24 protein-coding genes, 1 tRNA gene and 1 pseudogene are annotated in these 26,732 nt (G+C 71.2%); 12 read left to right on the plus strand and 14 right to left on the minus strand.

The annotated features are described in order from the left end of the window. Nucleotides 1–270: 270 nt before the first annotated feature. Nucleotides 271–1,278: a TauD/TfdA family dioxygenase gene (locus OG871_RS38395; protein ID WP_371493604.1), complete on the minus strand. Its 1,008-nt coding sequence runs from the start codon at nucleotides 1,276–1,278 to the stop codon at nucleotides 271–273. A gap of 250 nt (nucleotides 1,279–1,528) precedes the next feature. On the opposite strand from OG871_RS38395, the gene OG871_RS38400 reads away from it, so the two are divergent. Together OG871_RS38400 and OG871_RS38405 are read left to right on the plus strand one after the other, a co-directional pair. Further along, nucleotides 1,529–2,995 carry an MFS transporter gene (locus OG871_RS38400; RefSeq protein WP_371493603.1) on the plus strand — a complete coding sequence of 489 codons (1,467 nt, stop codon included), beginning with the start codon at nucleotides 1,529–1,531 and terminating at the stop codon, nucleotides 2,993–2,995. Nucleotides 2,996–3,116: 121 nt separating this feature from the next. Continuing rightward, entirely contained in the window at nucleotides 3,117–4,313 is a 1,197-nt protein-coding gene (locus OG871_RS38405; RefSeq protein ID WP_371503179.1) for a LeuA family protein, read from the plus strand. 175 nt (nucleotides 4,314–4,488) lie between these two features. On the opposite strand, the gene OG871_RS38410 is transcribed toward OG871_RS38405, so the two are convergent. Beyond that, nucleotides 4,489–5,685 carry a pyridoxal phosphate-dependent aminotransferase gene (locus OG871_RS38410; RefSeq protein ID WP_371493601.1) on the minus strand — a complete coding sequence of 399 codons (1,197 nt, stop codon included), beginning with the start codon at nucleotides 5,683–5,685 and terminating at the stop codon, nucleotides 4,489–4,491. Nucleotides 5,686–5,804: 119 nt separating this feature from the next. Beyond that, nucleotides 5,805–6,389: a cysteine hydrolase family protein gene (locus tag OG871_RS38415; RefSeq protein WP_371493600.1), complete on the minus strand. Its 585-nt coding sequence runs from the start codon at nucleotides 6,387–6,389 to the stop codon at nucleotides 5,805–5,807. A 348-nt stretch (nucleotides 6,390–6,737) separates the two neighbouring features. On the opposite strand from OG871_RS38415, the gene OG871_RS38420 reads away from it, so the two are divergent. Further along, on the plus strand, nucleotides 6,738–8,720 hold the full coding sequence (locus OG871_RS38420) for an FAD/NAD(P)-binding protein (RefSeq protein ID WP_371493599.1): 1,983 nt from the start codon (nucleotides 6,738–6,740) through the stop codon (nucleotides 8,718–8,720). Nucleotides 8,721–8,822: 102 nt separating this feature from the next. Then, entirely contained in the window at nucleotides 8,823–9,224 is a 402-nt protein-coding gene (locus OG871_RS38425; RefSeq protein ID WP_371493598.1) for a cupin domain-containing protein, read from the plus strand. Between the two features lie 35 nt (nucleotides 9,225–9,259). On the opposite strand, the gene OG871_RS38430 is transcribed toward OG871_RS38425, so the two are convergent. The 5 genes from OG871_RS38430 to OG871_RS38450 form a co-directional block, all read right to left on the minus strand. Next, on the minus strand, nucleotides 9,260–10,228 hold the full coding sequence (locus OG871_RS38430) for a LysR family transcriptional regulator (RefSeq protein WP_371493597.1): 969 nt from the start codon (nucleotides 10,226–10,228) through the stop codon (nucleotides 9,260–9,262). Nucleotides 10,229–10,360: 132 nt separating this feature from the next. Then, nucleotides 10,361–10,942 carry a TetR family transcriptional regulator gene (locus OG871_RS38435; protein ID WP_371493596.1) on the minus strand — a complete coding sequence of 194 codons (582 nt, stop codon included), beginning with the start codon at nucleotides 10,940–10,942 and terminating at the stop codon, nucleotides 10,361–10,363. Between the two features lie 205 nt (nucleotides 10,943–11,147). Beyond that, nucleotides 11,148–11,870: an HAD family hydrolase gene (locus OG871_RS38440; protein ID WP_371493595.1), complete on the minus strand. Its 723-nt coding sequence runs from the start codon at nucleotides 11,868–11,870 to the stop codon at nucleotides 11,148–11,150. After that, nucleotides 11,867–12,973 (minus strand): acyl-CoA dehydrogenase family protein, encoded by a 1,107-nt coding sequence (locus OG871_RS38445; protein WP_371493594.1) that lies wholly within the window; start codon nucleotides 12,971–12,973, stop codon nucleotides 11,867–11,869. Before OG871_RS38445 ends, OG871_RS38440 begins: the two co-directional genes overlap by 4 nt. 17 nt (nucleotides 12,974–12,990) lie before the next feature. After that, nucleotides 12,991–14,046, minus strand: coding sequence for a ScbA/BarX family gamma-butyrolactone biosynthesis protein (locus OG871_RS38450; protein WP_371493593.1), 1,056 nt, complete (start codon nucleotides 14,044–14,046; stop codon nucleotides 12,991–12,993). Nucleotides 14,047–14,238: 192 nt separating this feature from the next. Between OG871_RS38450 and OG871_RS38455 the strand changes: the two genes are divergently transcribed. The 5 genes from OG871_RS38455 (at nucleotide 14,239) to OG871_RS38475 (ending at nucleotide 19,077) form a co-directional block, all read left to right on the plus strand. Next, nucleotides 14,239–14,880: a ScbR family autoregulator-binding transcription factor gene (locus OG871_RS38455; RefSeq protein ID WP_371493592.1), complete on the plus strand. Its 642-nt coding sequence runs from the start codon at nucleotides 14,239–14,241 to the stop codon at nucleotides 14,878–14,880. Between the two features lie 479 nt (nucleotides 14,881–15,359). Then, a tRNA-Met gene (locus OG871_RS38460) sits at nucleotides 15,360–15,436 on the plus strand. Nucleotides 15,437–16,542: 1,106 nt separating this feature from the next. After that, nucleotides 16,543–17,730 (plus strand): hypothetical protein, encoded by a 1,188-nt coding sequence (locus tag OG871_RS38465; RefSeq protein WP_371493591.1) that lies wholly within the window; start codon nucleotides 16,543–16,545, stop codon nucleotides 17,728–17,730. A gap of 339 nt (nucleotides 17,731–18,069) precedes the next feature. Then, on the plus strand, nucleotides 18,070–18,501 hold the full coding sequence (locus OG871_RS38470) for a hypothetical protein (protein WP_371493590.1): 432 nt from the start codon (nucleotides 18,070–18,072) through the stop codon (nucleotides 18,499–18,501). 159 nt (nucleotides 18,502–18,660) lie between these two features. Next, a complete protein-coding gene (locus OG871_RS38475; RefSeq protein WP_371493589.1) occupies nucleotides 18,661–19,077 on the plus strand; it encodes an acetyltransferase in 417 nt (138 codons plus the stop codon). A 290-nt stretch (nucleotides 19,078–19,367) separates the two neighbouring features. On the opposite strand, the gene OG871_RS38480 is transcribed toward OG871_RS38475, so the two are convergent. Both OG871_RS38480 and tnpA read right to left on the minus strand, forming a co-directional pair. Then, nucleotides 19,368–19,700 (minus strand): hypothetical protein, encoded by a 333-nt coding sequence (locus OG871_RS38480; RefSeq protein WP_371493588.1) that lies wholly within the window; start codon nucleotides 19,698–19,700, stop codon nucleotides 19,368–19,370. A 165-nt stretch (nucleotides 19,701–19,865) separates the two neighbouring features. After that, the gene (gene tnpA, locus OG871_RS38485) at nucleotides 19,866–20,294 is read right to left on the minus strand and encodes an IS200/IS605 family transposase (RefSeq protein ID WP_371493489.1); all 429 of its coding nucleotides are present in this window, start codon (nucleotides 20,292–20,294) and stop codon (nucleotides 19,866–19,868) included. 50 nt (nucleotides 20,295–20,344) lie between these two features. Here tnpA and OG871_RS38490 point away from each other — a divergent pair, with 50 nt between their 5' ends. After that, entirely contained in the window at nucleotides 20,345–21,529 is a 1,185-nt protein-coding gene (locus OG871_RS38490; RefSeq protein WP_371493587.1) for an RNA-guided endonuclease InsQ/TnpB family protein, read from the plus strand. Nucleotides 21,530–21,671: 142 nt separating this feature from the next. On the opposite strand, the gene OG871_RS38495 is transcribed toward OG871_RS38490, so the two are convergent. Beyond that, nucleotides 21,672–22,352, minus strand: a complete 681-nt coding sequence (locus OG871_RS38495) for a TetR/AcrR family transcriptional regulator (RefSeq protein ID WP_371493586.1) — start codon at nucleotides 22,350–22,352, stop codon at nucleotides 21,672–21,674. A gap of 78 nt (nucleotides 22,353–22,430) precedes the next feature. On the opposite strand from OG871_RS38495, the gene OG871_RS38500 reads away from it, so the two are divergent. Next, nucleotides 22,431–23,546: an FAD-dependent oxidoreductase gene (locus OG871_RS38500; protein WP_371503186.1), complete on the plus strand. Its 1,116-nt coding sequence runs from the start codon at nucleotides 22,431–22,433 to the stop codon at nucleotides 23,544–23,546. Nucleotides 23,547–23,611: 65 nt separating this feature from the next. Here OG871_RS38500 and OG871_RS38505 read toward each other — a convergent pair whose 3' ends face one another. Together OG871_RS38505 and OG871_RS38510 are read right to left on the minus strand one after the other, a co-directional pair. Continuing rightward, nucleotides 23,612–24,535 (minus strand): transposase family protein, encoded by a 924-nt coding sequence (locus OG871_RS38505; protein ID WP_371493585.1) that lies wholly within the window; start codon nucleotides 24,533–24,535, stop codon nucleotides 23,612–23,614. Nucleotides 24,536–24,622: 87 nt separating this feature from the next. Next, nucleotides 24,623–25,195 (minus strand): TetR/AcrR family transcriptional regulator, encoded by a 573-nt coding sequence (locus OG871_RS38510; RefSeq protein WP_371493584.1) that lies wholly within the window; start codon nucleotides 25,193–25,195, stop codon nucleotides 24,623–24,625. Between the two features lie 104 nt (nucleotides 25,196–25,299). Between OG871_RS38510 and OG871_RS38515 the strand changes: the two genes are divergently transcribed. Beyond that, the gene (locus tag OG871_RS38515) at nucleotides 25,300–25,608 is read left to right on the plus strand and encodes a hypothetical protein (protein WP_371493582.1); all 309 of its coding nucleotides are present in this window, start codon (nucleotides 25,300–25,302) and stop codon (nucleotides 25,606–25,608) included. 80 nt (nucleotides 25,609–25,688) lie between these two features. Here the strand turns inward: OG871_RS38515 and OG871_RS38520 are convergent. Then, nucleotides 25,689–26,513: pseudogene (locus OG871_RS38520) on the minus strand (IS110 family transposase); the annotation flags it as partial. Between the last annotated feature and the right edge of the window lie 219 nt (nucleotides 26,514–26,732).

The following is a 26,732-nucleotide window of genomic DNA, read 5'->3' on the forward strand; positions in this document are numbered from 1 at the left end:
CTTGGCCCCTTCGGGTAGCGGACCACATCATGCCACAGAAGAATACCTTCTGGAAGGAATGTTAGGGGCGGGGCCCGTCACCGCACACGACCCGGCCCGGCCGCGCGTGGATCTCACGCGGGGCCGGGCCGGGGAACGGCACGCCCGGCCGGTGGGTCGCACGGGCCTGGGCAGCGGGCAGGTGGAAGGGCAGGTGAAAAGGCAGGTGGTCGGGCGCGGTCCGTACGCCCGCCCGGGGGAAGCGGGCGTACGGACCGCCGAGGGCGGCCGTCAGTCGGCCACCCGGCCTGGGACGCCGTCGAGCCAGTGGCCCGAGTACCGGTCGGCGGCGCTCTGGTCGCGGAACGCGTAGGTCTTCAGCAGCCAGCGCCTGCGGGCCCGCGCCGGGTCGTTGATCTCCATCTTCTCCCGGCTGTGCAGACCGTCCTGGTTGGCGAGGGCGAACAGGTCGCCGGTCAGGATGCGGTGGCGGACCTTGTCCGCCCGGACCAGCGCGTTCTTCATCGCGAGCAGCGCCCGGACGGCCTCTTCCGGGCTTCCCTCGGCGACCGTGGTGCAGGTGTCGAGGTAACGGAAGCTGTGGTGGTTCTCCAGGATCGGATGCCGCTCGGAGACCGTCTGGCGGCTGTTGCTGTCGCGCGAGAACACGTCGAACGGGGTGATGAAGCAGGGCTGCCGCAGCACCGCCTGCTGCTCCTCGGACAGGTGGGCCAGCAGGGAGCGCCCGTCGACGAAGCCCGTGTAGATGAAGTCGGCGTCGGAGCAGCGCATGCCGAGCAGCGAGATGAAGTCCGCCCTCACGGCGTGGGCGGTGCGGTCGTTGTGGAAGACGAGCTCGCTGTCGCTGAAGCCGGTCTGCATGCCGCTGTAGCGGTTGATGGCGACGACGTCGGTGAAGAAGTCCCCGTTGAAGCGCGTGGCGTACGCCAGCAGGGGAGTGGCGACCAGCTGTGCGAACAGCTCCAGGAAGGCCTCGGCGACGAAGGTCTTCTTCTTGGCGTACTTGTCGGCGATCGGGTCGTCGGGGTCGAGGTCCGGGACGTGGGCGTCGATCGGGCAGTTGCGCAGGACGTGGGCGTCGGAGACGCCGGCTTCGCGCTCGGCGCGGATGCGCCCGCAGACCTGCGTGAAGAAGGCCGGCACCTCCCCGCGGTCCACCACGTCGGCCACCGCGCGGGAGAAGGCGGGGTAGTCCTCGAACGGGTTCTTCCCGACGCTCTCCAGGACGCGGTACAGGGCGTCGCGCTCGTGGTCGGACAGGGCGTAGAAGGGTTTCACGGGTCGCTCTCCCCGAGGCTGTGGGCCGGTTGGTGCCCCAAGCCTCGGTCCGGCGCGGCGCCCGGTCATCGGTCGGTGGTGGAGGCCGTCGCCTGCCGGTCATCCCGAAGGAGGGTCCGCACTCCCGCTTTGGTGGAGGCCGGGACCTGACGCCGCAGGTCACCGCCGGGGTCATCCATGAACAAAAAGAATACCTTCTAGAAGGAATTTTTCTGTGTCATCATGGCCCGACGCCCCCGAAGGGATCGCTATGCCCACCACTGACACGACGTCACATCGCCTGCCCCCGCGCCGGGACGACGCCACGCCGGATCCGGCACCCCCGAACGCCGCGCCCGTGTCCCGCCTGCCGCTGATCGCCCTGAGCCTCGGCTACTTCCTCGTGATGCTCGACGTCACCGTGGTCACCGTGGCCGTACCGGCGATCCGCGGGTCCCTGCACGCCGGCCCGGCCGGCCTCCAGTGGATCGTCGACGGCTACAGCACCGTCTTCGCCGGCCTCCTGCTGCTCGGCGGGGGACTGGGCGACCGCCTCGGCCACCGCACGATGTTCGTCGCCGGACTGACCGCCTTCACCGCCGCCTCGGTCGGCTGCGGCCTGGCGCCCACCACCGGCGTCCTGGTCGTCGCCCGCCTGCTGCAGGGAGCGGGCGCCGCCTTCCTGGTCCCGGCCTCGCTCGCCCTCCTGCAGACCGCCTACCCCACCAAGGCCGACCGCGCCCGCGCCTTCGGCATCTGGGCCGGCGTCTCCTCGATCGCCTTCGCGTCCGGCCCGGTCCTGGGCGGCCTCCTGGTGGCAGGACTGGACTGGCGCGCCGTGTTCTGGCTCAACGTGCCGGTGGCCCTCGTCGCGGTCCTGCTGACCCTGCGCCACGTCCCCTCCCCACCGCCCCGCCCCACCCGGACCCGGATGGACCCGGTGGGCCAGGTGCTCGGCGTGGTCGGCCTGATCGCACTGGCCGGCGCACTCAACGAGGCCGGCACGGCAGGCTGGACATCACTCCCGGTCCTGGCCGCGTTCGCCGCGGGCGCGCTCGCGCTCACCGTGTTCGTCACGGTGGAGCGCCGCCTGGAGAGTGGCCTCGCCTCGCGGCCCGACGGCCGGGCACCGCTGATGCCGCCGTCGCTCTTCAGCCGCACGGGCTTCGCACCCACCGCCGTGATCGGCTTCCTGCTCAGCTTCGGCTACTACGGCATGCTCTTCCTGGCCACCCTCTACTTCCAGCAGGAACGCGGCTACGGCGCCCTGGGCACCGGACTGGCCCTGCTCCCCTCGGTCTGCATGTCCCTGATCGCCGCGCCGCTCTCCGGCCGGATCACCGCCCGCACCGGCCCCTACCCGCCGATGTGCTTCGCCCTCCTGCTGGGATCCGTCGGCTTCCTGGGCTGGCTGGCCGCCGACCACGACACCGCCTACCCCGTCCTGCTGTTCGCCCTGATCGCCACCGGGCTGGCCACACCGATGACCGTGGTCGCCGCCACCGCCGCGATCATGGAATCCGCGCCGGCCGGCGGAGCGGGAGTCGCCTCGGCGGTCTTCAACGTCTCCCGACAGGTCGGAAACGCCGTCGGCGTGGCGCTCTTCGGAACCCTCTGCGCCACCGCGGCCCACTTCACGTCAGGCCTGCACCGGTCGGCCCTCATCGCGGGCGCGGCCTTCCTCACCGGCTCCGCGCTCGCGGCCGCCACGATGCGACGCGGCGCCCCGCCCGCCTGAGGGGAACCACACCCGCACCCCGGCACCCAGCGCACCCCGCACGGCCCCATCCCGAACCCCCCATCCCGAACCCCCCCATCCCGCACCGCCCATCCGTCCGCACACACATGGAGGACGCACAATGGACCACCGACCCGCAGCGCGACGGATCTCCGTCTTCGACACCACACTGCGCGACGGCGAGCAGGCCCCCGCCAACGCGATGACCCCCCAGCAGAAACTGGACATCGCCCTGCGCATCGAGGCGCTCGGAGCGGACTACATCGAGGCCGGCTTCCCGGCCTCCTCACCCAGCGAGTTCGAAGCCACCCGCCTCATCTCCCAGCACCTCACCACCGCCCGGTTCACCACCTTCTGCCGCGCCGTACGGGCCGACGTCGACCGCGCCGTCCAGGCCGGCGGGACCGCCAACCACCAGGTCCAGGTGATGGCCACCGGAAGCGACATGCACCTGAAGCACAAACGCGGCATCACCCGCCGCGAGGCCGTCGACGAGGTCGCCGACACCGTGGCCCACGCCTACTCCCTCGGCGTCGAGTCGGTCTCCGTCGGCATCGAGGACGCCAGCCGCGGCGAGCACGACCTCCTGCGCGCCATCACCGAAGGCGCCATCGACGCCGGCGCCACCTGCTTCGCGGTCGCCGACACCTCCGGCTGCACCACCCCCGAGGAGTACGCCGACCTCATCGCCGCCTTCCGCCGCTGGGCCCCCGCCCCCATCCGGCTCTCCACGCACTGCCACGACGACTTCGGCCTGTCGACCGCCAACGCGGTCGCCGGCCTGCAGGCCGGCGCCGACGAGGTCCAGGCCACCCTCGGCGGCATCGGCGAGCGCGCCGGCAACACCCCCCTGGAGGAGGTCGCCGCGCTGCTCAGCTACAAGCGCGGCGTCCTCGGCATCTACACCGACATCGACCTCGCGTCCATGTACGAGGCGTACACGGCACTGCGCAGGACCATCCGCCTGGAGGAGCCGCGCAACAAGGCGATCTTCGGCACCTACGCCTTCGGCACCGCCGCCGGCATCCACCAACAGGGCATCCTGCGCAACCCCGCGACCTACGAGTACGTGGAGCCGGCGCGATTCGGCCGCGAACGGTCCATCCTGATCGGCCGCCACTCGGGCCGAGCCGTGCTGCGCCACCTGCTGGACCAGCTCGGCGTCGAGGTCGACAACGAGCGGCTGGCCGAGCTCTACCGGGTCCACATCGCCGAGCGCACGGGCGCCGACTGCGAGGACCTCGCCGTCGTCAAGGCGCGCCTGGCCCGCGAGCTCGGCACCCCCGTCCTGGCGGGCGCCGTGTCGTCCACCGGCTGACCGACCGGACGCCGCCGACGCGAGCCGGCGGGCACGGGCCACCCGGCCCGCGCCCGCCGGCTTCGGCGTCCCCCGGGCCGCGCCCGCCCACGAGGGCGGCGCGGCGCGGAGAACGGCGGCGGCGCCCGGTCGGGCCGGGCGCCGCCGCCGTACCGTCGTCTCCCCTGCCGGGCCGTCAGCCGCGCACGGCCGCGCCGCGCCGACCGGCCAGCGCGGTGGCCATCCGCTCGAGCGCGGCCTCGATCACATCCCGCGAGGTCGCGAACGAGAGCCGCACATGGCCCTCCCCGCCGGGCCCGAAGGCCGAACCCGGCGTCACCGCCACGCCCGCCTCCTCCAGCAGCCAGGCGGCGAACTGCGCGGACGTCCCCAGCCCGGTCGCGCTGATGTCGGGGAACGCGTAGAGGGCGCCCTCGGGAAGCTCGCAGCTGACCCCCGGCAGGGCGTTGAGTCCCGCCACGATCACCTCCCGACGGACCGCGTACTCGTCCACCATCTCCCGGATGAAATCCTGCGCACCGGTGAGCGCGGCCAGGCCGCCGCGCTGCACGAACGACCCCGCGCAGCCGACCGAATGCTCCTGCACCTTCACCATCTCGCCGATGACGTCGCCGGGCCCGGCCACGTACCCGAGCCGCCACCCCGTCATCGCGTAGCCCTTGGAGAACCCGTTCACGACGAGCGTGCGCCCCGCGGCTGCGGGCAGGCTCGCCAGGCTCAGATGCTCCGCGCCGTACAGCACCTTCTCGTAGATCTCGTCCGTGATGACCAGCAGGTCGTGCTCGGCGGCGAACTCCGCCACCTCGAACGCCTCCTGACGGGTGAGGGCCCGCCCGGTCGGATTGTTCGGCGTGTTGATCAGCAGCGCCTTCGTCCGCTCCGTCACATACCGCTCGAGGAGCGCGCGGGAGAGCCGGAAGCCGTCCTGGGCGCTCAGCCGCGCCGCCACCGGCCGGGCCCCCGCGAGGCGCGCCATCGACTGGTAGCTGACCCAGCTCGGGGTCGGGATGATCACCTCGTCGCCGGGATCGAGGACGGACATCATCGAGATGTACAGGGCGTGCTTCGCCGACGGCGTCACGATGATGTCGGTGGCCGGGTCGACCACCACCGCGTTGTCGCGGGCCAGCTTCCCGGCGATCGCCTCCAACAGCTCCGGAAGGCCGCGGCTGGGCGTGTAGTGGGTGAATCCGCCGAGCAGCGCCTTCGACGCCTCGGCGGTGATGTGCGCGCTGGTATCGAAGCTCGGTTCGCCGCTTCCGAGGTCGAGGACGTGGACCCCCTGCGCGCGCAGCGCGCGCACCGTGTCCACCACGGCGAAGGTCGCCGACTTCTCGATGCCGGAGAACCGGGCCGCTGTGCGGTTCTTCATGTCTCCCACCCTTCTGCTGGGCCGACGGCACGGTTGCCGCCGGCCGGTTCACTGGATCTCTCCCGGGACGCCCCCGCGGTCGGCACGGATCACCGCGCGGTCCGAACGGGCCTTCGCCGTCAGGCGGGCAGGGCCCGGTCCACGCTGGTGATCGTCGCGGTCCGGGCCAGGACCTTCAGCGCCGCCTCGTGCAGCTCCTGGTCGGAGGTGGCGGTGGCGTCCTCGAGGACCTCGACGCGGTAGTCGCGGTCGTGCCCCTCCCGGGCCGCGGACAGCACCACCAGGTCGGTGGTCACCCCGGCCAGCAGCAGGGTGTCGACCCGCAGACCGCGCAGCAGCACCTCCAGGTGCGTGCCGTGGAACGGGCTGACCCGCCGCTTGGCCACGACCGCCTCGCCGTCGGCGGGCCTGATCGCCTCGTGCACCCGCGTCGCCCACGTGCCCAGCACCAGGCGCTCGTCGGCACGCGCCGAGTCGAATACCGGTGACCCTTCCGGCCAGTCGGCGAAGCCCGCCGAAAAGCCGACCACCACGTAGATGACGGGAATGCCCGCCGCACGGGCACGCCCGATCGCCACGGCGGTCCGTTCGAGCACCCCTCGCCGGGTGATCTGCTCAAGATATCCCTCGGCGGCGTATTTCCCGTCCGGGTGCACAATCTCGTTGATCAGGTCCATCACCAGAAGTGCCGGTCGTCGTCGCATTCCTGTCTCCGATCGAGGTATTCGGCCGCTGTCGGCCACGACAAGGGGTGAAGGCGGCCCAAGGCCGCCGGTGCGGCCGCCGCCGGCCACGAGCGGCACGCACGGCCGGCGCGGTCCGGCTCGCTTCGGCGGCGGCGAAGCCGCGCATGAGAAACGCTCATGCCATGCATGAACCAAGCGCCGTTGAACCGCCTCCCCGTCCGGTCTACGCTCGGGGAGTCGCTTGAGGAGAACACCTCGCCCCCCATTTCGGACGTCAATCCTGGCTGCGCGGATATGCCTGGTCATATCTCCGTCCGGTCCGTCGGGAGCGAGCGCGTTCACGAGAATTCAGAGAAAGGTGGAAAGGTGAAGAGCCGAGTCGCGTCCCGCTTCGAGGAACCGGCCGCACGTGCCACGTCCGCCCCGGTGACGGGTGCCCCCCGGCCCCCGCGCGAGCACGCCGGCCACGGCCGCCCGCACCGCGTCGCGGTGGTCGGCAGCGGCCCCCGGGGCCTGAGCGTGCTCGAACGCATGGCGGCCCGCCTGGCCGAGGCCCGCCCCACGCGGCCGGTGGAGATCTACCTGATCGACGCGGTCCAGGTCGGCAGCGGCCGGGTGTGGCGCACCGACCAGCCGGACTGGTTCCTGATGAACACGGTGGCCGCCGAGGTCTCCTCGTTCTCCGGCCCGTGGGACGGCGGCCCCGTCCGCCCCGGAAACGGCCCGTCCCTCGCACAGTGGTGGAGTACCACCGACCCGGCGTTCCCGGGCCCCGACGGGTACGCGCCGCGCGCCGTGCACGGCCGCTACATGCAGTTCGTGCTGGACACCGTCGAGGCCGCGCTGCCCGCAGGCTCCTCGCTGCACAGGATGAACACCCTGGTCGAGGACCTCGAACCCACCCCGGGCGGCTACCGCCTGACGCTGTCGCAGGGCCCCGACCTGCTGGCCGACCGGGTCGTCCTGGTCACCGGGCACACCCAGCCGGAACTGACGGGCCACCAGAAGGAGCTCGCCGGCTTCGCGGACACCCACCCCCGGCTCACCTACATCCCCGGCGACTCCGCCGCCGACATGCCCCTGGACACCATCGCGGCGGGCTCGGCGGTCGGCGTCCTCGGCCTCGGCCTCTCCTTCTACGACGTCATGGCCGCACTCACCCTCGGACGCGGCGGAACGTTCGACGACGACGGCGACGGCGGGCTGCTCTACCGCCCCAGCGGAGACGAGCCCGTCATGGTGGCCGGCTCCCGCAGCGGAATGCCGCTGCCGGCGCGCGGCCGCAACCAGAAGCACCCCGACCACCGCTACCGGCCCCTGCTCTTCACCGCCGACCGGGTCCGCCGCCGCGGCGGCGGCGAACGCGTCGACTTCATGGCCGACGCCATGCCGCTGCTGATGGCCGAGATCGAACTCGTCTACTACGCCACCGCCCTGCAAGAGCGCCGCGGCGCCGGCGCGCGCTCCGCCTTCGTCGCGCAGGTGGTCGACGCCGTGCGCACCGAGGTGCCCGACGTGGCCGCCATCGCCGCCCGCCACGGCGTCGGCGACCTGCCGCCCATCGACCTCGACCGGCTGGCCCGCCCGTTCGCCGGCCGGACCTTCCCGGACCGGGAGTCCTTCGAGGACGAGCTGACCGCGGCCTTGCGCCGCGACCTCGACCACGCGGAACAGGGAAACGTCGACTCGCCGCTCAAGGCGGCACTGGACGTCGTACGCGACACCCGCGGGGTCATCCGCGAACTGGTCGACTTCTCGGGCCTGGACCCCGCCTCGCACCGGACCGACTTCCTCGGCTGGTACGTGCCCAGGAGCTCGTTCCTGGCCGCGGGCCCCCCGCTCGGCAGGCTGAAGCAGACGGCGGCCCTCATCGACTGCGGCCTGCTGCGCATCGTGGGCCCCGACGCGCGGTTCGGCACCGACGCGGACACCGGCACCTTCCTGGTCTCCTCGCCCCTGGTGGCCGGATCCGAGGTCGCGGTGGACACCGTGATCGACGCCCGGATCCCCTCGCCCGACCTCACCCGGGACCCCGCCGCGCTCACCCGCCGGCTTCGCGAACGGGGCATCTGGACCGAGTACGTCAACCGCGCCGGCGACGACGCGTTCCACACCGGTGGCGTGGCCGTGACCGGCACCCCGTTCCACCCGGTGGGCCGCGACGGACGCCCGGACCCCGGGCTGTACGTCCTGGGCATCCCCACCGAGCACACCCGCTGGTTCATGCAGGGCGGCAGCAGCCGACCGGGTTTCTGGACCGACTTCGTCCACGACGCCGACGCGATCGCGGGCGACGCGCTGGCCGCCGCGCTGCGCCCGGTGGGGCGGCCCCGGCTGGTGGACGCCTGAGCGGCGGGCCCTTTCGGCCCGGCCGCCGGGCCCGGCCGCCGCCGCCGCCCCGCACGCATTCGCACGTACCCGTTCGCAGGTGAACACCGAGGAGAATCCGCCATGTCGATGCCCACTCAGCTCTCCGACGGCCCCCGGGGCCGGAACGTCACGGTCCTGCGGGACCTGTTGTCCCCCGAGGGGTTGGAGAACCTCGACTGGGTGCGCTGGGTCCAGCCCGGCCGGGCCGGGGTGGAGGTGTGCCCGATCTACACCACCGAGGCCCCGCAGTCGGCGTCGGCCTTCCTGGTGCGGATGGCGCCCGGGGCCCACGGCGACCTGCACGAGCACACCGGATACGAGCTGATGTTCGTCCTGTCGGGGGAGTTGTGCAACGACAACGGCGACCGGTACGGGGTCGGTGACCTGATCGTCGAGGAGCCCGGCAGCGTGCACCGGGTCCGCACCGACACCGGCTGCGTCGCCCTGGGCGTCCGCGAGGCGCCGACCGCGCCCCTGTCCTAGCGGCCCGGGCCGTGGGAGGCGGTGGTCGCGGCCCATCAGCGGACCGCCGGTGGGCCGGCGGTCCGCCGGAGTCCGGCGGTCGGGGCGGGGGTCGGGGCGGGGGTCCGGCGGTGCTGGGCCGGCCGGTGACTCCAGTCGTTTCGCCGGGCGAGGGCCTGCGCGGTGGCGATGAAGGCCTTGACGGCGGGGGAGTTGCCTGCCGCCCCGCGGACGCCGATGGCGAGGTGGCGGGTGACGGTGGGTTCGAAGGGCAGCGCCCGCAGGCCGGGGGGCAGCGCGGGCAGCGCGAGGGCCGGCAGGACCGTCAGGGCGAGTCCTTCGGCCACCATGGCCAGCAGGGCGTTCACATCACGGACGCGGTGGGCGACGACCGGTTCCAGGCCGGCGGTGCGGAAGATCGTGCGAAGCATCGGCTCGACTCCGCCCTCGGGCATGATGAGGGACTCGGCCCTGAGGTCGTGGATCCGCAGGGCGCGGGAGCCGGCCAGTGGGTGGCTGTCCGGCAGGACGGTGTACCACTCGTCCTGCAGCAGCGGAATGGTCGTCAGATCGCGCTTCGGCAGGGTCACGATGCCGACGTCGAGCGCGTATCCGCGAAGCCACTCGGTGATCTGCGCGTCGGTGCCCTCGCGCAGGGCGATCTCCAGGCGGGGGAACGTGGAGCGGAACTCCGTCATCAGGCGCGGCAGCAGCCGGACGGCGAAACTCTGGCTGGTGCCGATGCGGATCGTGCCGCCGGCGTCGGTGCGCAGGAGGTCCGTCTCCTGCCGCATCTGCTCGGTGTGCAGGATGACGGCGCGGGCGTGGCCGAGGACGCGCCGGCCGACGTCGGTGAGTTTGACGCCGCTCCGGTCCCGCTTCATCAGCGCCACGCCGAGTTCGGCCTCGAGGCCCGCGATGGCGTGGCTGACGGCCGACTGGGTCACTCCCAGTGCCGTCGCGGCGCTGGTGAAGGTACCGGTGTCGGCTATGGCGACGAAGGCCGCGCACTGGGCGAGCTTCACTGGACGACCACCTCCACGGACACGACGGGCACCTCGGGCAGGGCTTCAGGATGACAGAGTAAAATACCTTCCGAAAGGTATTTTCATCGGACGCCGATCGGACTTTCCGATCGGCGCGGGGTCCGGGCCCGGTCAGCGGCGCACCGTCGCCGCGACCAACTCCCAGATCTTCTCGGCCCGTTGGGGCAGCGAGGTGCCCGCGGTCGGCGGCGGGACGAAGTGGATCCCGAGGGCGACCGCCAGGAGCAGCTGGGCGACCGTCTCGGGGGAGTGCTCCGGGGCGACCTCGCCGGCCGCCTGGGCCCGCTCGACGAGGTCGACCAGATGCCGCTGGATGTCGAAGAAGGCCCCCGCCGGCCCGGTCTGCAGCCACGCGCGCTCGACGACCAGCCGCAGTGCGGCCTTGAACCGGACGCCGTCGCCCGGATGCGCGGCGAGTTTCAGCGTGAGCGCGCGCAGCGCGTCCAGCGCCGGGACGCCCGGGGCGTCGCACGACTCGCGCAGCGCGTGCCAGGCCCGCTCGCCCTGCTGGACGAGTGCGGCGGCCAGGTCCTCCTTGGACGCGAAGTGCCCGTACAGGGCCCCCTTGGTCAGGCCCGTGCGGGCGACCACCGAGTTCAGGCTCGTGCCCGCGTAGCCCCAGGCGGCGAACTCCTCCGCCGCCGCGTCGAGCACGTGCTCACGGGTCGTGCGACCGCGTTCCTGCCGCGCCATCCTCACCCCTCGGTCGGCCCGCAGATAAAAAACCATCTGGAAGGTATGTTACATGTCCGGGGTCGACCCCGGGACCCCTTGCCGCACCCCGGGCCGGACGGCGATCCACTCCCGGCGGCCGCCCCTTCGAAACACCGGGGCACGGCAAGGGCCGACGGACCGGGCCGATGGGCGAGACGAACGCCCGCCGGCCCGGCCGCCCGGCTCAGCGACCGCCGGCCGCGCGGTCCTTGCCGTGGACGCCGGCCGGCAGCACCGGCCAACGGCCCTCGCGCGCCCGCGCCAGCAGGACCGCATCCCGGCCCACCACCCGGGGATGCCCCACGGCACGGAGCATGGGCAGATCGCTGGCATGGTCGGCGTAGCAGAAGCACTCCGCGGCGTCGAGACCCAGCTGCGCGACGGTCGCGGCCACCGCCTCGGCCTTCGCCGCGCCGATCATCGGCCGGCGGACCTCACCGGTCAGCAGCCCGTCCCGGGCCACCACCGGTTCGGTGCACAGCAACCGGTCCGCCCCGAGGTCATCGGCCAGCGGAGCCAGGCACGCCGCGAAGGAGCCCGACACCAGCACGACGGCGTCACCGGCCCGGCGGTGTCCCTCGAGCGCGGCGGCGGTGGCCGCGACGAACGCCGCCGGCCTGCGGCGGTAGCCCGCGTACCAGGCCCGTCCGGCACTCTCGGTCTCGGCGCGCGAGGCCCCGGCGAACAGACGGAAGTACGCGCGGTTGACCTCGCTCCGCGGCACCCCCCGGCGGACCAGGGCGTCCAACCCCTCCAGCCCGGCCCGGTACCGGGACCACCCGCCGCCGCTCCACACGGTCCAGTAGCGCCAGAACTCCAGCATGCTCTTGGCCGCGATCACCGTCTCGTCGACATCGAAGAACGCACCCCGCCGCGGGGCCGTCCCCGAGGCCCGCGACACACTCACCGCCCCCGCCCGTCCTCGGCGGCGAAGGCGGCCTTCGCGTACTCCGAAGCGGCCTTCTCGAACTCCAACGTGGCGTGCCCGGCCGCGACGGTGACGTCACGCCAGCTCCGCTGCAACGGGCTCGACTCCCTCTGGGCCTGCGCCCCCGACGCGCGGAAGATCCGGTCGACCGCGGTGGCGCACAACTCGGCGGCCATCGCGACGTCACGCTGGTTCTGCGCCACGACCAGGGCGGTGACCCGGCCGTGGTCCGCCCGCTGCGCCGCATGCTCCACAAGCAACTGCGCCGCGTGGATCTCCGCCGACGACCGGGCCAGGACGAACTGCACGGTCGCCGTGTCCCGGGCCGAGCGGCCGTCCGCCCGGCGCCTGCCCGCCATCGAGGAGAGCCAGTCGCGCTGCGCGCCGCGCGCGGCACCGAGAATGGGCGCCACGAACTGCAACCCCGCGACGAGCGGGAACGGCACGCTGTGGCAACGGCCTCCGCCGCCGCCCGGACGGAGCAGGTCCTCCAGCGTGAACGAGCGGTGCCGCGGGACGAACGCGGCACCGACGGCCACGCCGCTGCTCCCGGTTCCCCGCAGGCCCACGTTGTGCCAGGTGTCGATCACCTCGAAGTCCCCCCGCGGGACCGCGAAGATCCGGTGCTCCCCGGCTGTCCGGCTGGCGAGAAGGATCCAGTCGGCGTGGTCGACCCCGCTGGCGTAGTCCCAGCGGCCGCTGAGCCGCCAGCCGTCCGGGACGGCGGCCGCCTCGCCCGAGGGCGGGATGACGCAGGCCGCGATGCGCACGTCGGGGCGCTCGCCCCACAGTTCGCGCTGCGCCTGGTCCGGGAGGTAGGAGGCGAGCCGGGCGTGCGCGGCGTAGAGCGCCGCGCACCAGGCCGTGGAGGCGCAGGACTCGCCGACCGTGGCGACCGCCGCCACCAGCTCGCCGAAGGATCCGGCCCGCCCGCCCCAGCGTTCGGGGACGAAGTGGCGGGTGAAGCCCGCGTCGGTCAGGGCCGTGGCGAGGTCGGCGGGTAATCTGCGCCGGTTCTCCGCCAGGTCGCGGTGCAGGGCCGCCGCGGCCGCCACGTGCCGGGCGTCGGGTTCGAGCGGCACGGGTGCCGACGCCGTGGTCAGCAACGTCCCTCGCCCTCTCGGTCGGTGTGGCTGCGCTGGGTGGGTATTCGAGGCTTCGGCACGCGGACCCACTGCTGGATCCCGGTCGCCAGGGTCCGGCCCTCCTGTGTCGCGGCGAGGCCGAAGCAGAGGTCGTCCGAGCCGGGGGCGGGATGGGAGGTGATGGTCACCGGGGCGCCGAGGCGGCCGAAGGCCGAGAACGACGTGGCGGCGAAGGTGAGGACGGCGATGCTCGGGGTCGGGGCCGAGGCGTTGTCGCGTTGGGCGGCGGGGTGGCAGGCCTGCCGGAAGGCCTCCAGCAGGACCATGCCGGGGATGTGGTCCGATCCGTGGTCGAACAGCACGGGATGGTCCTGGTCGACCTTCAGCAGCCAGGTCCCGGGCGCCGCGTGCGGCACGGGGGACAGGAGGACGTCGCGCTCGTGCAGGTGCCCGACGTCCGCGGGCCGAAGGGCCGGGCCGCAGGCGACGGCGGTCGGTGCCGGCTTCGGGGCGGGGCCTTCGGGCCGGCGCAGCATCGTGTACCGGCGGTGGTCCATCGCGCCCCAGCGCAGACCGGCCCGGCCGTAGCGGTGTCCCTCGACGTGGATCGAGCACTCCATGTCCATCGCGAAGCGGCGCGGGTTGTCGGTGGTGGGGACGCAGGAGACGTCCAGGACGACGGCCAGCGGACTCCCCGTGCCTTGCGGTATCCCCGGGGCGTCGATGTCGAATTCCAGGCTGTCGAGGATGAAGTGGTGGCCTTCGGGCACCGCGTAGAAGCGGTGCGACAGGTAGATCACGGCCTGCCGGATGGTCTCGGCCACCAGCAGCGGGTCACTTGACCCGTTGGCGGCGCCGTTGTAGAGCAGGTGTTCGCGTGGCCACTGGGCGGCCACGACGAACCTGTCGGTGTCGAGCATCAGAGCGTCGGTGAGCAGTACCTCGGAGACGGCCGCCTTGTGGACCAGCCGACGCGGAACCCCGTGTTCGAACGTGAGCAGGCGGTGCGGATCGGGCTTGCTGGGTTGAGCGACCAGCTGAAGATTGGCTGACGGTACGCTGGCGTGCATGTACGTGCTCCCTCCCCCGGGAGTCGCAGGACCTCAAATGACCTGAACATCACGAACCGCGCGCCGGGCGCGTCACCGCGACCCGAACGCTCCTCGAAAATATACCGGCCGGAAGGTATATTGCAACGGGATGCCGACGCGCCCTCCACTCCGGCATCGGCCGAGCACCACGAAAGGTAGGACAGCGTGCCAGTGACCTCATCTGTGCCCGCGTGGGAGAACCCCAAGTCAGGACCGCCCCGGTCGCCCGAACTCGTCCAGGACCGAGCCGTCCGCACCCGTGCCCAGGTGCTGCTGGCCGCCGCCCGGCACTTCGCGGGCTCCGGGTTCCGCGGGGCCTCGGTCAAGGACGTCGCGGACGAGGCAGGAGTGACCAAGGGAGCCGTCTACTTCCACTTCGTCAACAAGGAAGCACTGGCCATCGCCGTCGTCGAGGAGCACTACGCCCGGTGGCCGGCACTGCTCAACGAACTCCAGGCCGAAGACCTCAGCCCCCTGGACACCGCCGTGGAGATGCTCAACCGCGCCGCGCTGGCCTTCCGGGACGACATCGTCGTCCAGGCCGGCGCCCGCCTCCAGATCGAACGGTCACTGATCGACGCCCCGCTCCCGACGCCCTACCAGGGCTGGACGGACCTGCTGAGCGACCTGCTCACCAAGGCCCGGGACGAGGGCCAGCTCCGCCCCGGGGTGGACCCGCACGCCGCCGCCCGCGTACTCGTCTCCGGCTTCTTCGGCGCCCAGCACATCTCCGAGACCCTCCACCACCGCGCCGACCTCCTCGACCGCTGGAACGAGATGCGCGACCTGCTGACCTCGGCCATCCGCGCATGACCTGAGGCTCCCAACCCCGACGCCGACACCGGAACCCCCGACCGAACCGAAAACCCAGGCCCACCGCGGAAGAGAAAGGCGGAGCGGCCCCCTCCGGCAGGAGACCAGGGCCGCCGCGCTCAACGACCGTCCAGCCGTCTCCCGGCGCAGCCGGACGACCCCGGCGCGCCCGGCGCCGGCGGCCCTCGGCCACCGCGCCGAGGGCGCGGCCGTCAGCGCGGCAGCGCCACCACCGTCCCGCCCGCGCCGGCGCAGGCCTGCGCGACCAGCCCTCCGCCCGGCCCCCGGACGCCCGAGCCGCCAGAGGTCCCCGCGCAGGCGCCGCCGGGTCCGGCCGCCGCGGCGAGGAGCACCCACCTCGCGCCGATCCCGTCGCACAGGAGCCCGGCTCCCGTGGACCACAGGCACCCGGCGGCAGCGCGGGGCGGGAAACGCATTTCCCGCGCGTGGCCGCCGTGCCGTACAGTCGCGTCTACCGACGCGGGGTGGAGCAGCTCGGTAGCTCGCTGGGCTCATAACCCAGAGGTCGCAGGTTCAAATCCTGTCCCCGCTACCAACCCCGGTAGGGCCCGGCACCCCAGGTGCCGGGCCCTGCCGCGTTCGGCGCCTTTCCGCCCCTTCGCGCCCTGCCGGCCCCGTCCCTGACGCATCGCCGGTCAGCCGCGGTCGAGCCCGCGATCCGGCGGCGGCGGTTGCTGCGCCGGAGCATCGGCCCCGCCGGGCGGACGACCGGGATTCCCTGCGAAGATCAAGGATGGTGGCGGCGGCGAGGCGCGGGTGGTGCGGTTGCGGATGCGCAGGGTCTCGCCGGGGGTGAGTTGGGCGAAGCGGACGATGTCCTGGGGGCCTCGAGCCCGTGGGCGGATGGGCCCTTTGCCCAATTCCTCTTCCAGCGAGGCGAACTGGTCGGCCGACAGCTTCGGGACGCTCGCCGGACCCAGTGGTTCTCGCCCCCACCCGTCAGGCCGGCCCTGGCCCGCGGCCCGGTGATCACGGTTGCCCGTCCAGGCACTCCGCACTGCCTGATCCGCAGAGCACCCGCCGCCCACGCGTGGGACGTGGTCCGAATGCGATCCGGCGGACCGGCAGGGGGAGTGAGCGGTGTCGTGGAAGGGGCGGTCCAGTCGGTACTGCGGGTGCTGGTCGACCAGGGCGGGCGTCAAGTACCCGGACCCCTACCCGGAGCTGTTGCGGTCGGCGCGGAACACAGGGACATCGACGCGGACGACGTGACGCCCACGCTGCTCCTGGACGGCGCGATCGTCACGGGAACCGTGGTGTCCTCGAGGTCTGGGAGCGACCGCACGTACTGACCGGAGCACTGCGAAACGAGCCGTCCATCGCCACCGGGTGCCCGCACAGGCAGAGGGGTGTGTTGTCCGCGGACAACACCCTCCCCGTCGGGACGGGCTCAGGCGTCCCTGACGGACCCCTGTTCCGGAACCTCGGGCCGCGTCGGTGAGTAACCGATGCTCATGCCACGAGGACCGTGACCACGCGAGACTCCAACCGACCCGCCCACTCTGGATGAAGGAGTCGCTCATGAAGTCGTGGCGAGGAATGCTCGTTGTCTCCTCGGCGATCGCTGTCGCACTTGCCGCGACAGCGGCTCAGGCGATGGTCCTGCCGCCGAGTTACTCTCCTGCGCTCGTCTCGCGGACAGTGGGGGCCGCCGCGAACGGCCACGCCACGGTGTCCAGCGTCAACGACAACTCCCGTTACGTGGCCTTCACTTCGACGGCGGACAATCTGGTGTCCGGAGACACCAACGGCCGAAGTGACGTCTTCCTCAAGGACCTCCTCGACGGCACCGTGACTCTTGTCAGCGCCGACCAGACCGGAAGGATCGGCAACGGCGCGAGCGCTGTCACCTCGCCTCAGTCGATCAGTGGAGATGGCCGCTACGTCGTCTTCAGCTCGGTGGCGAGCAACCTCGTCCCGGGAGACACCACGGGTAGGACCGACGTCTTCCGCAAGGACATGCAGACCGGAGCCGTCACCCGGATGAGCCGCAGTGCCTCGGGCCAGGCGGCCAACGCAGACTCGGTGCTTCCCACCATCAGCCGGGACGGCAATCTCGTCGCCTTCACCTCGACCGCCGACAACCTGACCTCCGGCGACGCCAACGCCCGTGCGGACGTCTTCGTGCGGAACGTGTCGGCCGGTACGGTCGCCCTGGTGAGCAGAACCGCAGGGGGAGGGCCCGCCAACGGCGATGCCTTGCACTCCGCCTTCAGCGGCGACGGAGGATTTCTCGCCTTCGACTCCACGGCGACGAACATCGTCACCGGGGCCTCCGGAGTTCTTGCCGTCTACCGGGTGAACCTGAGCGACCGGTCAGTCACGAGCGTCAGTGCCTCCAGCGCGGGAGTCCTCGCAAGCAGGGACTCCACCGAACCCGCACTGAGCAACGACGGCAGGTACGTCGTCTTCCGTTCCTTCGCTTCCAACCTGGTCGCCGGCGACACCAACGCCACCAGCGACGTCTTCCGCAAGGACCTCACCACGGGTGCGGTCGTCCGGGTGAGCGAGAACGGAACAGCGGAACCCGATGGTCCGGTCGGTTACCTGCCGGTCATCAGCGGCAGCGGGGACGTTGTCTCGTTCGACTCCGACGCCACCAACCTGCTCCCCGGGTTCTCGGGCACTCACGTCTACCGCAAGGTCATCTCCACGGGCTCTCTCAGGGCCGTGAGTGTCAACGCGGCGGGAACCCCTGGCAACAACGTCAGTTCCGCTCCCTCGATGACCCGCAGCGGGAGCACCGTGACGTTCATGTCGTACGCCGACAACCTCGTGGCCGGGGACACCAACAACCGGAGTGACGTCTTCATCACCCGCACCCCATGACGTCTGCGTCATAGGGCGGCGTGCGGTGGGGCACTCCCGCCCGAGCGGACCGCCCGGTGGGCCGGTCGAGGAAGCGGGCCGGGGGTGGAACGCCGGTTCCACCCCCGCGAGCGGCGCGGCCTCCTCCGTGAAGGGGCGCTTCTCGGGACACCTCGATCTGCTCGGCGAACGTCACTGCTGAGCAGGCGCTGTTCAGGCAGCGGAAGCGGCGCACGAGCGGGGCCCTCGTGCGATACGGCGGTGTTACGCGGCTGCGCCAGCATGGTCGACGTTCGATCGATCATCGATGATCCGCCTCAGACAGGGTTCCGTATGCACGTCCTCCGCCGAGTCCTCGCAGTGTTCGCCAGTGTGGCGCTGCTCGCCGGCGTCAGCCTGTTCGCGTCCTCCACCGCGCAGGCCGCCACCTCCTGCTCCGGCACCATCACGTACCACCAGAGCGTCTCGCACAACGGCAGTGCCATCGGCGAGTTGGTCATCTACTACAACAGCAGCAACGGCGGCACCAACAGCGCCTGCTTCTACCACCGCGGAGCGTCCTACGGCGTCTCGGCGACGACCAGCGTCGAGATCTACCGGTGCCTGCAGAAGTCCGGTACGGGCGGCGGCTGCACCGTCGACGCCTCGTCGCGCATCGACAAGGGATCGTACGCGTACAACGCCGGACCGGTCGGCGTGACCGGCACGGCGGACTACTGCGTCTACGCCTACGGCTACGTCAACTGGGCCGGCCACGAGTACTCCGTGTCGAGCGGAACCCGGGGCTGCTGAGCCCCGCCTCCCGCCCCCTCGACGGGCCGCGGGAACGCCCCCGAGGTCCCGTTCCCGGCTCCGGCAGGCCCGTCCCCCGGCGGACCGACCAGAGCCCGACAGATCCGCATTTCCGACCGTGTCGAACCACTGGATGTTCGGCGCAAGAGAGGTTTTTCCGTGCGCAAGAAGCTCGTCTCCGTCCTCGGCGCCCTCGCGATGGCCGGAGCCGCCACCGTGATGACCGCGCCTGAGGCCTCGGCTCTCGCCGCCTCGCCGACGGAGGTCTGCGGCCCCGGCTACAAGGTCGTCGACTCCGAACAGCTCATCAACCGCGACGTGTGGGTCTACCTGACCTACAACAGCTCCAACGGCTACAACTGCGTGGTCACCATCCGCGGGAACGCGGGCTCCCCGGTGCACATGTCGGCCGGCCTCACCGTCCAGGGCAGCTCCCAGAAGTCCGACACCGGCTACTACGGGTCCTACGCCGGCCCGGTCTACGCCCACGCCGCGGGCGAGTGCGTCAAGTGGAACGGCTGGTTCAGCGACAACGACCAGAGCTCGTACGAGAGCCCCTGGAGCCACTGCGGCTGACCCGCCGACGGCGGCCCCGCCACCGGACCCGGATCCCGCCCCACAGCGGTCCGGCCCGGTGACGGGGCTTCGGCGTTCCACTCCGCCCGATGCCGCTGCGGCCCGATACCAGGGCCGAATGCAGCGGGCGCTCCCCGCGCGTGCGGGGAGCAGACTACGAAAAGGCCGCAGACGACCACCCCGACGGGGCGGGGAGGACGTCGCCGACCGAACCGGAGATCGGCGAGTACTCGGCTGACCATTACCGCGGGCCGGACCATGAAGGCCGCGCTCTCGGCGGTCGCCAGCATCTATGCAGCCCCGGTCCGTTGCGCGAACTCCCGCAGCCCCGGCAGTGCGACCGGCCCGTACAACAACCCCGCCGTCATCGCACGCAACGCCGGCCGCTGCGCCTCCTCCGGCGCCGCCTGCTCCACCAGCCGCAGCGCGGCGAACGTCTGACGGTGATCCCCGAGCTGCTGCCACATCCTCGCCGTGTCCGTCCCCAGTCGGGCCCGGCGCTCCGCCGTCGGCAACGCCGCCGGGGCAATCCGTGACGCGTACCGTACGGCCTCGTCCGGCGTACCGAGCGCGTTGTGCACCCCGATCCAGTAAAGGTCAGCCTGTGCAGGCGTGGCGTCCACGGTGAAGAGCTCCTCGCCGGCACCGGCTGGCTGCGGACGACGGCCTGCTCGGCCTCGCCCATCCTTGATCTTCGCAGGGAATCCCGGCCTTCAGGCCGGGCGGGAATACGATCCCTGGCACGGAGGCGCGGAGCGCCGGAGGTCTCTGCGCCTCCGTGGTGACGGTCAAACGGGGCGCTTCTGGTTCTCGATGTAGTCCTTGACGATGCTGAGCGGTGCGCCGCCGCAGGACCCCGCGAAGTACGAGGGTGCCCAGAAGACGGACCCCATGCCGATCCGGTTGATGCGCCCGGTGTACTCGGCCCGCAGGTAGCGGGAGCTGACGCCCTTGAGGCTGTTGACCAGCTTGGAGACGGAGACCTTCGGCGGGTAGTGCACCAGGAGGTGGACGTGGTCGCCCTCGCCGTTGAACTCCCGCAGCTCCGCGCCGAAGCCGTCGCACACGTCGCGCATGATCATCTCGCAGCGCGTCAGCATCTCGTCGTTGAAGATCTCACGCCGGTACTTGGTGACAAACACCAAGTGTGCGTGCAGGTTGGAGACGACATGGTTTCCCCGCCGTATATCGGGGTCTGGTTCCCAACGTGGTGACATGGGCCAAGCGTAGTATGATCAATCGTCAGCACCGGGAGGGGGTGGACCGGATGATCCGTGCATACAAGTTCCTCATGCGGCCCACCGTGGGTCAGACACAGGCACTCGCCGAGATGCTGCGGGATCACTGTTCGCTCTACAACGGGGCGTTGCAGGAACGCCGCGACGCCTACCGGCACCCGTCGAAGACGAGCGTCAAGTACGGGATGCAGTCGGCGCAGCTCAAGGACATCCGGGCATTCGACCCGGAGCGTCAGGGCCGGTGGTCGTTCTCCTCCCAGCAGGCGACTCTCCGCCGTCTCGACAAGGCGTTCGCGGCGTTCTTCCGCCGGGTCAAGTCCGGTGAGACGCCCGGCTACCCCCGGTTCCGGGGTGTGAACTGGTTCGACACGGTCGAGTTCCCGAAAGACGGGGACGGCTGCCGGTGGGACTCCACCCCGCACGACCCCGTCACTCGCGTCCGGTTCCAAGGCGTCGGACACGTCAAGGTCAATCAGCACCGGGCCGTGGTCGGCAAGGTCAGAACCGTCAGTGTCAAGCGCGAGGGCCGCAAGTGGTTCGTCGTGCTGACCGCCGAGCAGGACCAGCCCGAGCAGCTGCCCGCGACGGGCAGCGTGGTCGGCATCGACCTGGGCATAGCCAACTTCCTTGCCGACTCCAACGGCGAGTTCGTGCCCAACCCGCGCCACGCCCGCACCGTCGCCGCGAAGATCGAAGCCGCACAGCAGGCCCTTGCCCGGTGCAAGCGGCGCAGCAACCGCCGCCGCAAGGCCGTGGCCAAGGTCGCCGACCTCCACCGCAAGGTCCGCCGCCAACGCCTCGACCACGCCCACAAGACCGCCCTTGGACTGGTCCGCGCGCACGACTTCATCGCGCACGAAGACCTCAAGATCCGCAACATGAGCAAGGCCCCCAAGCCGAAGCCCGACCCCGATCAGCCGGGCGTTTTCCTGCCCAACGGGTCCGCCTCAAAGGCCGGACTCAACCGCAGCATTGCCGACGCCGGATGGGGGGTGTTCCTCGCGGTCCTGCACGCCAAGGCTGAAAGTGCCGGACGGGAATTGATCGCCGTGGACCCCCGCAACACCTCCCGGACCTGCCCCGAATGCGGGCACGTCGCCAAGGAGAACCGGCCCGCACAGGAGAAGTTCCACTGTCAGCGGTGCGGCCACCACGCGCACGCTGACACCGTGGGAGCACTCAATGTTCTACGGGCCGGGCTGGTCCGTCGCTAAGCCGTACCGGCATAGCGAGAAGCCCCCGGCCTCAGCCGGGGGAGGAGTCACTGCCGCGCGCTTTGGTGAGGTTGCGACGTCGCAACGCGTCAGCGTCGATTCGGCGCCACGGGCGGCGCTCGTCCGGCCCCTTGGCCGCGCGTCAGCTTGAGATGCGGGCTTCGATGCCGTCGAGGAGGAAGTCGAGACCGGTCCGGAAGGTTCGGTCAGCGTCCAGGTGAGGGCCATCGCGTACGACCGTGGCCAGCGCCGGGAATCGGCCCGTTGCGAAGGTTCGCTCCAGATATGGCCCGAAGGCGGCCTGCCACTGCTCCTTGTCCATCCCGGTGGCCCGCTCGGCACGCCGCTCGGTGATCTCCCGGCGCACCGCGCCGGTCACGTACGCATTGACCGCGGCGATCGCCGGCACGGCGGTGTCCAGGTCGACGCCGCCCATTGCGGCCACCACGGCCTCCCCGCAGGCCAGCGTGTGCGGCCCGAGCTGCGGGCGCCCACCGATCAGGTCGGCGAACCATGCGTGCCGTTGGGCGGCCTTCCGGGTGGCTTCGGCAAGGGAGTGCAGCACCTCTCGCCAGCCGTCTCCGGTCGGCCGGATCTCGGCGTGGACCGCATCGACCATCAGATCGAGCAACTCGTCCTTTGTGTCGATGTAGCCGTACAGCCGCATCGGCCCGACGCCCAGCGCGGCGGCGACCTTGCGCAGCGACACCGCCTCCAGGCCGTCCGCGTCGGCCAGCCGGATCGCCGCTCGTACGATCCGCTCCCGGCTCAACGTGGCCGGCACCGGCCGATCCGGCGGCTCCGGCCTCTCCCACACCAACATGTCGCCGACACTATCGCGAGTGATACGGTGACATCAGCGATACAGTGTATCGACCAATGCGGTGAATCGGGGGCAGTCATGACCATCGCCATCGTCGGAGCCGGCCTGGGTGGCCTGGCCCTCGCCCGTGTGCTGCACGTGAACGGCATCGACGCCGTCGTGTACGAACGCGAACCGTCGCACGGTGCGCGCGGCCAGGGCGGCATGCTCGACCTGCACTCCGGGACCGGGCAGCGAGCGATACGCGAGGCCGGCCTGATCGACCGGTTCCACGCGATCGCCCGCCCCGAAGGCCAGGATCTGCGCCTCCTCGAGCCGGACGGCACCCTGCTGCTGCAGGAGGACACGCCCGACGACGCACCGCTGGAGCGACCCGAGGTCGACCGTGCCGATCTGCGCGACCTACTGCTGGACTCCCTCCCCGAACACACGGTGCGCTGGGGGCATGCGTTCGAATCCGCCGACAACGGCCTGCTGCACTTCGCCGACGGCAGGGTTGCGACGTACGGCCTGTTGGTCGGCGCCGACGGCGCGAACTCCCGGGTCCGCGCACTGCTCACCGACGCCCGACCGGCGCACACCGGCCAGAACGTCGTCGAGCTCGGCATTCCCGACATCGACCGCACCCACCCCGACCTCGCGGCGATGGTCGGGCGCGGCAACTACTGGGTGCTCGGCAACGGGCAATCCCTGTCGGCGCAGCGGAACGGCGACGGCCGCGTACGCGTCTACCTCAGCTTCCACAACACCGCCGAGGACTGGTTCGCCGCCAGCGGGATCCCGTTCGACGATCCGGCCGCGGCCCGGGTGCGGCTGATCGACCTGTTCGCCGGCTGGGACCCACGGTTCACCGCACTGATCGCTGCTTGCGACGACACGATCCTGCCGCGGTCGATCAGCACGCTCCCGGTCGGCCTGACCTGGCCGTCGACGCTGGGCGTCACGCTGCTCGGCGATGCCGCGCACCTGATGCCGCCGGTGGGGCAGGGCGCCAACATGGCGCTGCTCGACGGCGCCCTGCTCGGCCTCGCGCTGGCCGCACACCCGGACGACTTTCCCGCAGCCGTCGAAGAGTACGAACGCGAGATGTTCGAACGCACCAGCGCTGCCGGCCGGCAGTCCGCGCACATCCAGGAAATCCTGGCGTCGCCGGACGCCAGCCAGAAAATGCTCGCCTTCTTCCAACCTGCCTGAATGTAACGGCCTTGTGTGCGAATGAGGTCGGGGCGTGTTGGTCTGGTGGGTTGTCTGATTGGTGCTCACCTCTCGGCGGCGCGGTCGGAGACCAAGGCGGCGACTGCCGCGTAGGTCTCGTCGAAGTACTCGCGGCGTCCGAGGTAACGCTGGAGAGTTCGCCACTGCTTGTGTTCAGCGGTGGCGTGCTCGACGCGGATGCGCTCCGAAGACTGCTGATGGCGGGCCGCGTCCCAGCCGGCGACGTCTTCGGGCGGGGCGCCCTTCTTCGGTTTGAGCGGCGGGGCTTGGACCTGGTCGGGGAACTGCTTGGCAAGTCCGCGGTAGCCCGCGTCGACCTTGGCTCTGACCTGGGGGTACTGTTCGAACAGGTCGCAGATTCCCTCGGTTTTCACGGCTGTCTGGTCGTGCATTCGGCCGGGTCGGAAGGCCCCGGCCCACAGGGTACGGCCCTGTCCGTCAGTGACGACAGTGGCCTTCTTGGTGTTCTGCCGCATCTTGCCCGAAACGAAGGCGCGACGGCCTGGCCTGTTCGCCCGGGGTCGTCGAACCCGGACCTCCGTGCCGTCCAGCCGCAGCTCGACATCCTCGGCCGCCGCATAGGCGAAGACGTCCGCGAGAGTGCGAAGCCGCAGGTCACCCTGTCCGGGAACAGCAAAGCCACGAGCGGCCAGAAGGGGACGGACCTCGTGGACAGCCCGGGTGATCGTGGAGCGGTCCACTCCGTAGAGCAAGGCCAGCGCCCCGTGCGGGAGCTGGAACCTCAGGGCGACCAGCGTGGCGATGACCCGGTCGGTGAACACCAGCTGGTGATTCGGTCCCGCACCGGCCGCACGCAACCGGCTGCGGCCTCGACGCTCGTGCAGTCGGCCCTCCTCGGCGGCCATCCATGCCTGGGCCAACTCTGCGATCAGCGAACCGAGTCGACGGCGCTGAAGGCCAGTGAAGAGACGATGGGACAAGGCCGTGCGGCCAAGGTATTGCGTCACAACAACACCCAACCCGCACGGCCCTGTTCATGTCATGACAGAAGCATGATCGTTACAGCGCGCCACGTTGCTGTGGTCTGACACGGGTCAGCCCGGGCTCGGGATAGCGGAGAGCAGGGCCGCGGCGGCGCTGTCGAAAGGCGCGATGCTGCCCGCTGCGCGACAGAGGATGTGGGCGCCTTCGAGTGTGACGATCATGAGGGTGGCCAGATCGGCGGCCTGGGATGAGCTCATTCCGGCCTGGGTGAGTTTTCCGGTGAGCTCGCCGACCCAGCCGGTGAACGCTTCGGCGGCGACAGTGCGCAGGCTGCTCTGGTCGGCAATGGCCGCACCGCCGTCGACGGTGACCGCCGCGATTGCGCAGCCGCCACCCCCGGCGGACGCCTGCACCACGGGGCGGACGTTGCCGAGGAACGCCTCCACAACCTCGCGTGGCGTGCGGGCCGGCAGTTCGTGCAGGTGGCCGCGGACGTCCTCCGCGTTGCGGCGGGCGGCTTCGAGCGCGAGTTGCTGTTTGCCGCCCGGGAAATGGTGATAGATCGCCCCGCGCGCGGCACCGCTCTCGGCCAGGACGTCGGTGAAGGACATCGCAGGCAGGCCGTGGCGTTGCAGCAGCCCGATCGCTGCGCCGATCATGCGGGACTTCGTGTCCGCGGCCATCGCACCCCCCTTGACTAGTACGGCCATCCTACTCCATGCTCACACTACTAGGACGCACGTACTAGTGACGTGGGCCGGGCAGGCCCCGAAACCGGAGGTTCGTGATGGGCAAGACGTTTCTCTACACCGAGATCCAGGCGGCAGTGCCGTTCGAGCAGTTCGACTGGCACCAGGTCAACGTGGCCCTGAAGACCGCGCCGGGTCTGATCCGCAAGACGTGGCTGTCCGGGATCGGCACCCACACCATCGGTGGCTTCTACGAGTTCGACAGCGCCGAGAACGCCCTGGCCTTCGCCCAGGGCCCCTTCGCCGAAGAAGCCCGCCGGGCCGGAGCCCCGGCAACGACACGACTGTTCGACGGCGACATCGTCAAGGACGCCAGCATCGACCTGAACTCGCCCTACTACACCTGACACCGCAGGTCGCCGCCGAGTCGGCTCTGGACACCGCCTCGCTCCACTGCCGGGGCGAGGCGGCCCCAACGGAAAGGCTTGCCCATGCCGGGCAGGCTCAGGATCACATCGGCGTTCGGATGCTCGTGGAGCCGGGCCTCGATCAGGGCGTCGATCTCGGCGATCTCCTCGTCCAGGGCCATCACCCCCTTCGCGAGGCGAACCACCATCGAGGCGGCCAGCTTCTCGCCGGGCAGTGCCGTGTGCTGGGCCTCGGCCGCCTCCACCGCAACCTTGGCGAGTGCGGCGGCGCCGCGCACTTTGCGGTCGCGCAGCCACGTCTCGATCCGTTTCGCTCCGCTGCGGCGGATCGCCGCCGGAGTCTGGTATCCCGTCAGCAGCACCACCGGACCCTTGTTGGTCAGCTCCAGCGCCCGCTCCAATGCCGGGAAGATCTCCAGCAGTTGAGCACGGAGCCGGTTGATCTGACGGGTGCGGTCGCAGACCAGGTCGGTGCGGTGAGCGGTCAGCGTGCGCAGGTCGACGGCGACCTCGTCGCCCGGCCGCAGCAGGCCCAGGTCCCGGCGCATACGGGCCTGGTCGGCAATGACGAAGGCGTCCTTGGCGTCGGTCTTGCCCTCGCCTCGGTAGGAGGCCGAGGCGCGGTGCACGGTCAGTCCGGTGATGTAGACCATCGGCTGGTCGTGGCCAAGGAGCAGTCCGATCAGCAGCGCGGCACCGCCGTGGTTGAGGTCGACGGCCCAGAGAACATCGGTGTCGAGGGCCAGGACGTCCCCGATCAGTTCCAACAGGGCGGTCTCGTCGTTCAGGACCCGGCGGGACAGCAGCCGCCCGCCGTCCGAGTCGATCACCACGCAGTGGTGGTGTTCCTTGCCGATGTCCACTCCGGCCCATATCCGGGGCACGGTCACCTCCGCCAGCTCGTCGCGCTACCTCTGCCCAGCAGACGACCTCGCCGACGTTGCCCTACACAGCGATCGAGTCGCATCTCCCAATTGGCGGTCGAGTCGTCGCGGGGCTCTGGGCGGCCAAGCCTTTCAAGCCATCTGACGGCGACCCGATGACAGCCATACCCAGAGCCCCTGGGTTCCGCTGATCTTACGAGTGACCAGTTCGAACCCACG

Origin of the sequence: Kitasatospora sp. NBC_00374, assembly GCF_041434935.1 — a bacterium.
Taxonomy (GTDB): domain Bacteria; phylum Actinomycetota; class Actinomycetes; order Streptomycetales; family Streptomycetaceae; genus Kitasatospora.

Coding starts and splice junctions, on each gene's coding strand:
- OG871_RS38400 (WP_371493603.1), top strand. CDS start 1,529: ATGCCCACCACTGACACGACGTCACATCGCCTGCCCCCGCGCCGGGAC.
- OG871_RS38405 (WP_371503179.1), top strand. CDS start 3,117: ATGGACCACCGACCCGCAGCGCGACGGATCTCCGTCTTCGACACCACA.
- OG871_RS38410 (WP_371493601.1), bottom strand. CDS start 5,685: ATGAAGAACCGCACAGCGGCCCGGTTCTCCGGCATCGAGAAGTCGGCG.
- OG871_RS38415 (WP_371493600.1), bottom strand. CDS start 6,389: ATGCGACGACGACCGGCACTTCTGGTGATGGACCTGATCAACGAGATT.
- OG871_RS38425 (WP_371493598.1), top strand. CDS start 8,823: ATGTCGATGCCCACTCAGCTCTCCGACGGCCCCCGGGGCCGGAACGTC.
- OG871_RS38435 (WP_371493596.1), bottom strand. CDS start 10,942: ATGGCGCGGCAGGAACGCGGTCGCACGACCCGTGAGCACGTGCTCGAC.
- OG871_RS38450 (WP_371493593.1), bottom strand. CDS start 14,046: ATGCACGCCAGCGTACCGTCAGCCAATCTTCAGCTGGTCGCTCAACCC.
- tnpA (WP_371493489.1), bottom strand. CDS start 20,294: ATGTCACCACGTTGGGAACCAGACCCCGATATACGGCGGGGAAACCAT.
- OG871_RS38490 (WP_371493587.1), top strand. CDS start 20,345: ATGATCCGTGCATACAAGTTCCTCATGCGGCCCACCGTGGGTCAGACA.
- OG871_RS38495 (WP_371493586.1), bottom strand. CDS start 22,352: ATGTTGGTGTGGGAGAGGCCGGAGCCGCCGGATCGGCCGGTGCCGGCC.
- OG871_RS38500 (WP_371503186.1), top strand. CDS start 22,431: ATGACCATCGCCATCGTCGGAGCCGGCCTGGGTGGCCTGGCCCTCGCC.
- OG871_RS38510 (WP_371493584.1), bottom strand. CDS start 25,195: ATGGCCGCGGACACGAAGTCCCGCATGATCGGCGCAGCGATCGGGCTG.
- OG871_RS38515 (WP_371493582.1), top strand. CDS start 25,300: ATGGGCAAGACGTTTCTCTACACCGAGATCCAGGCGGCAGTGCCGTTC.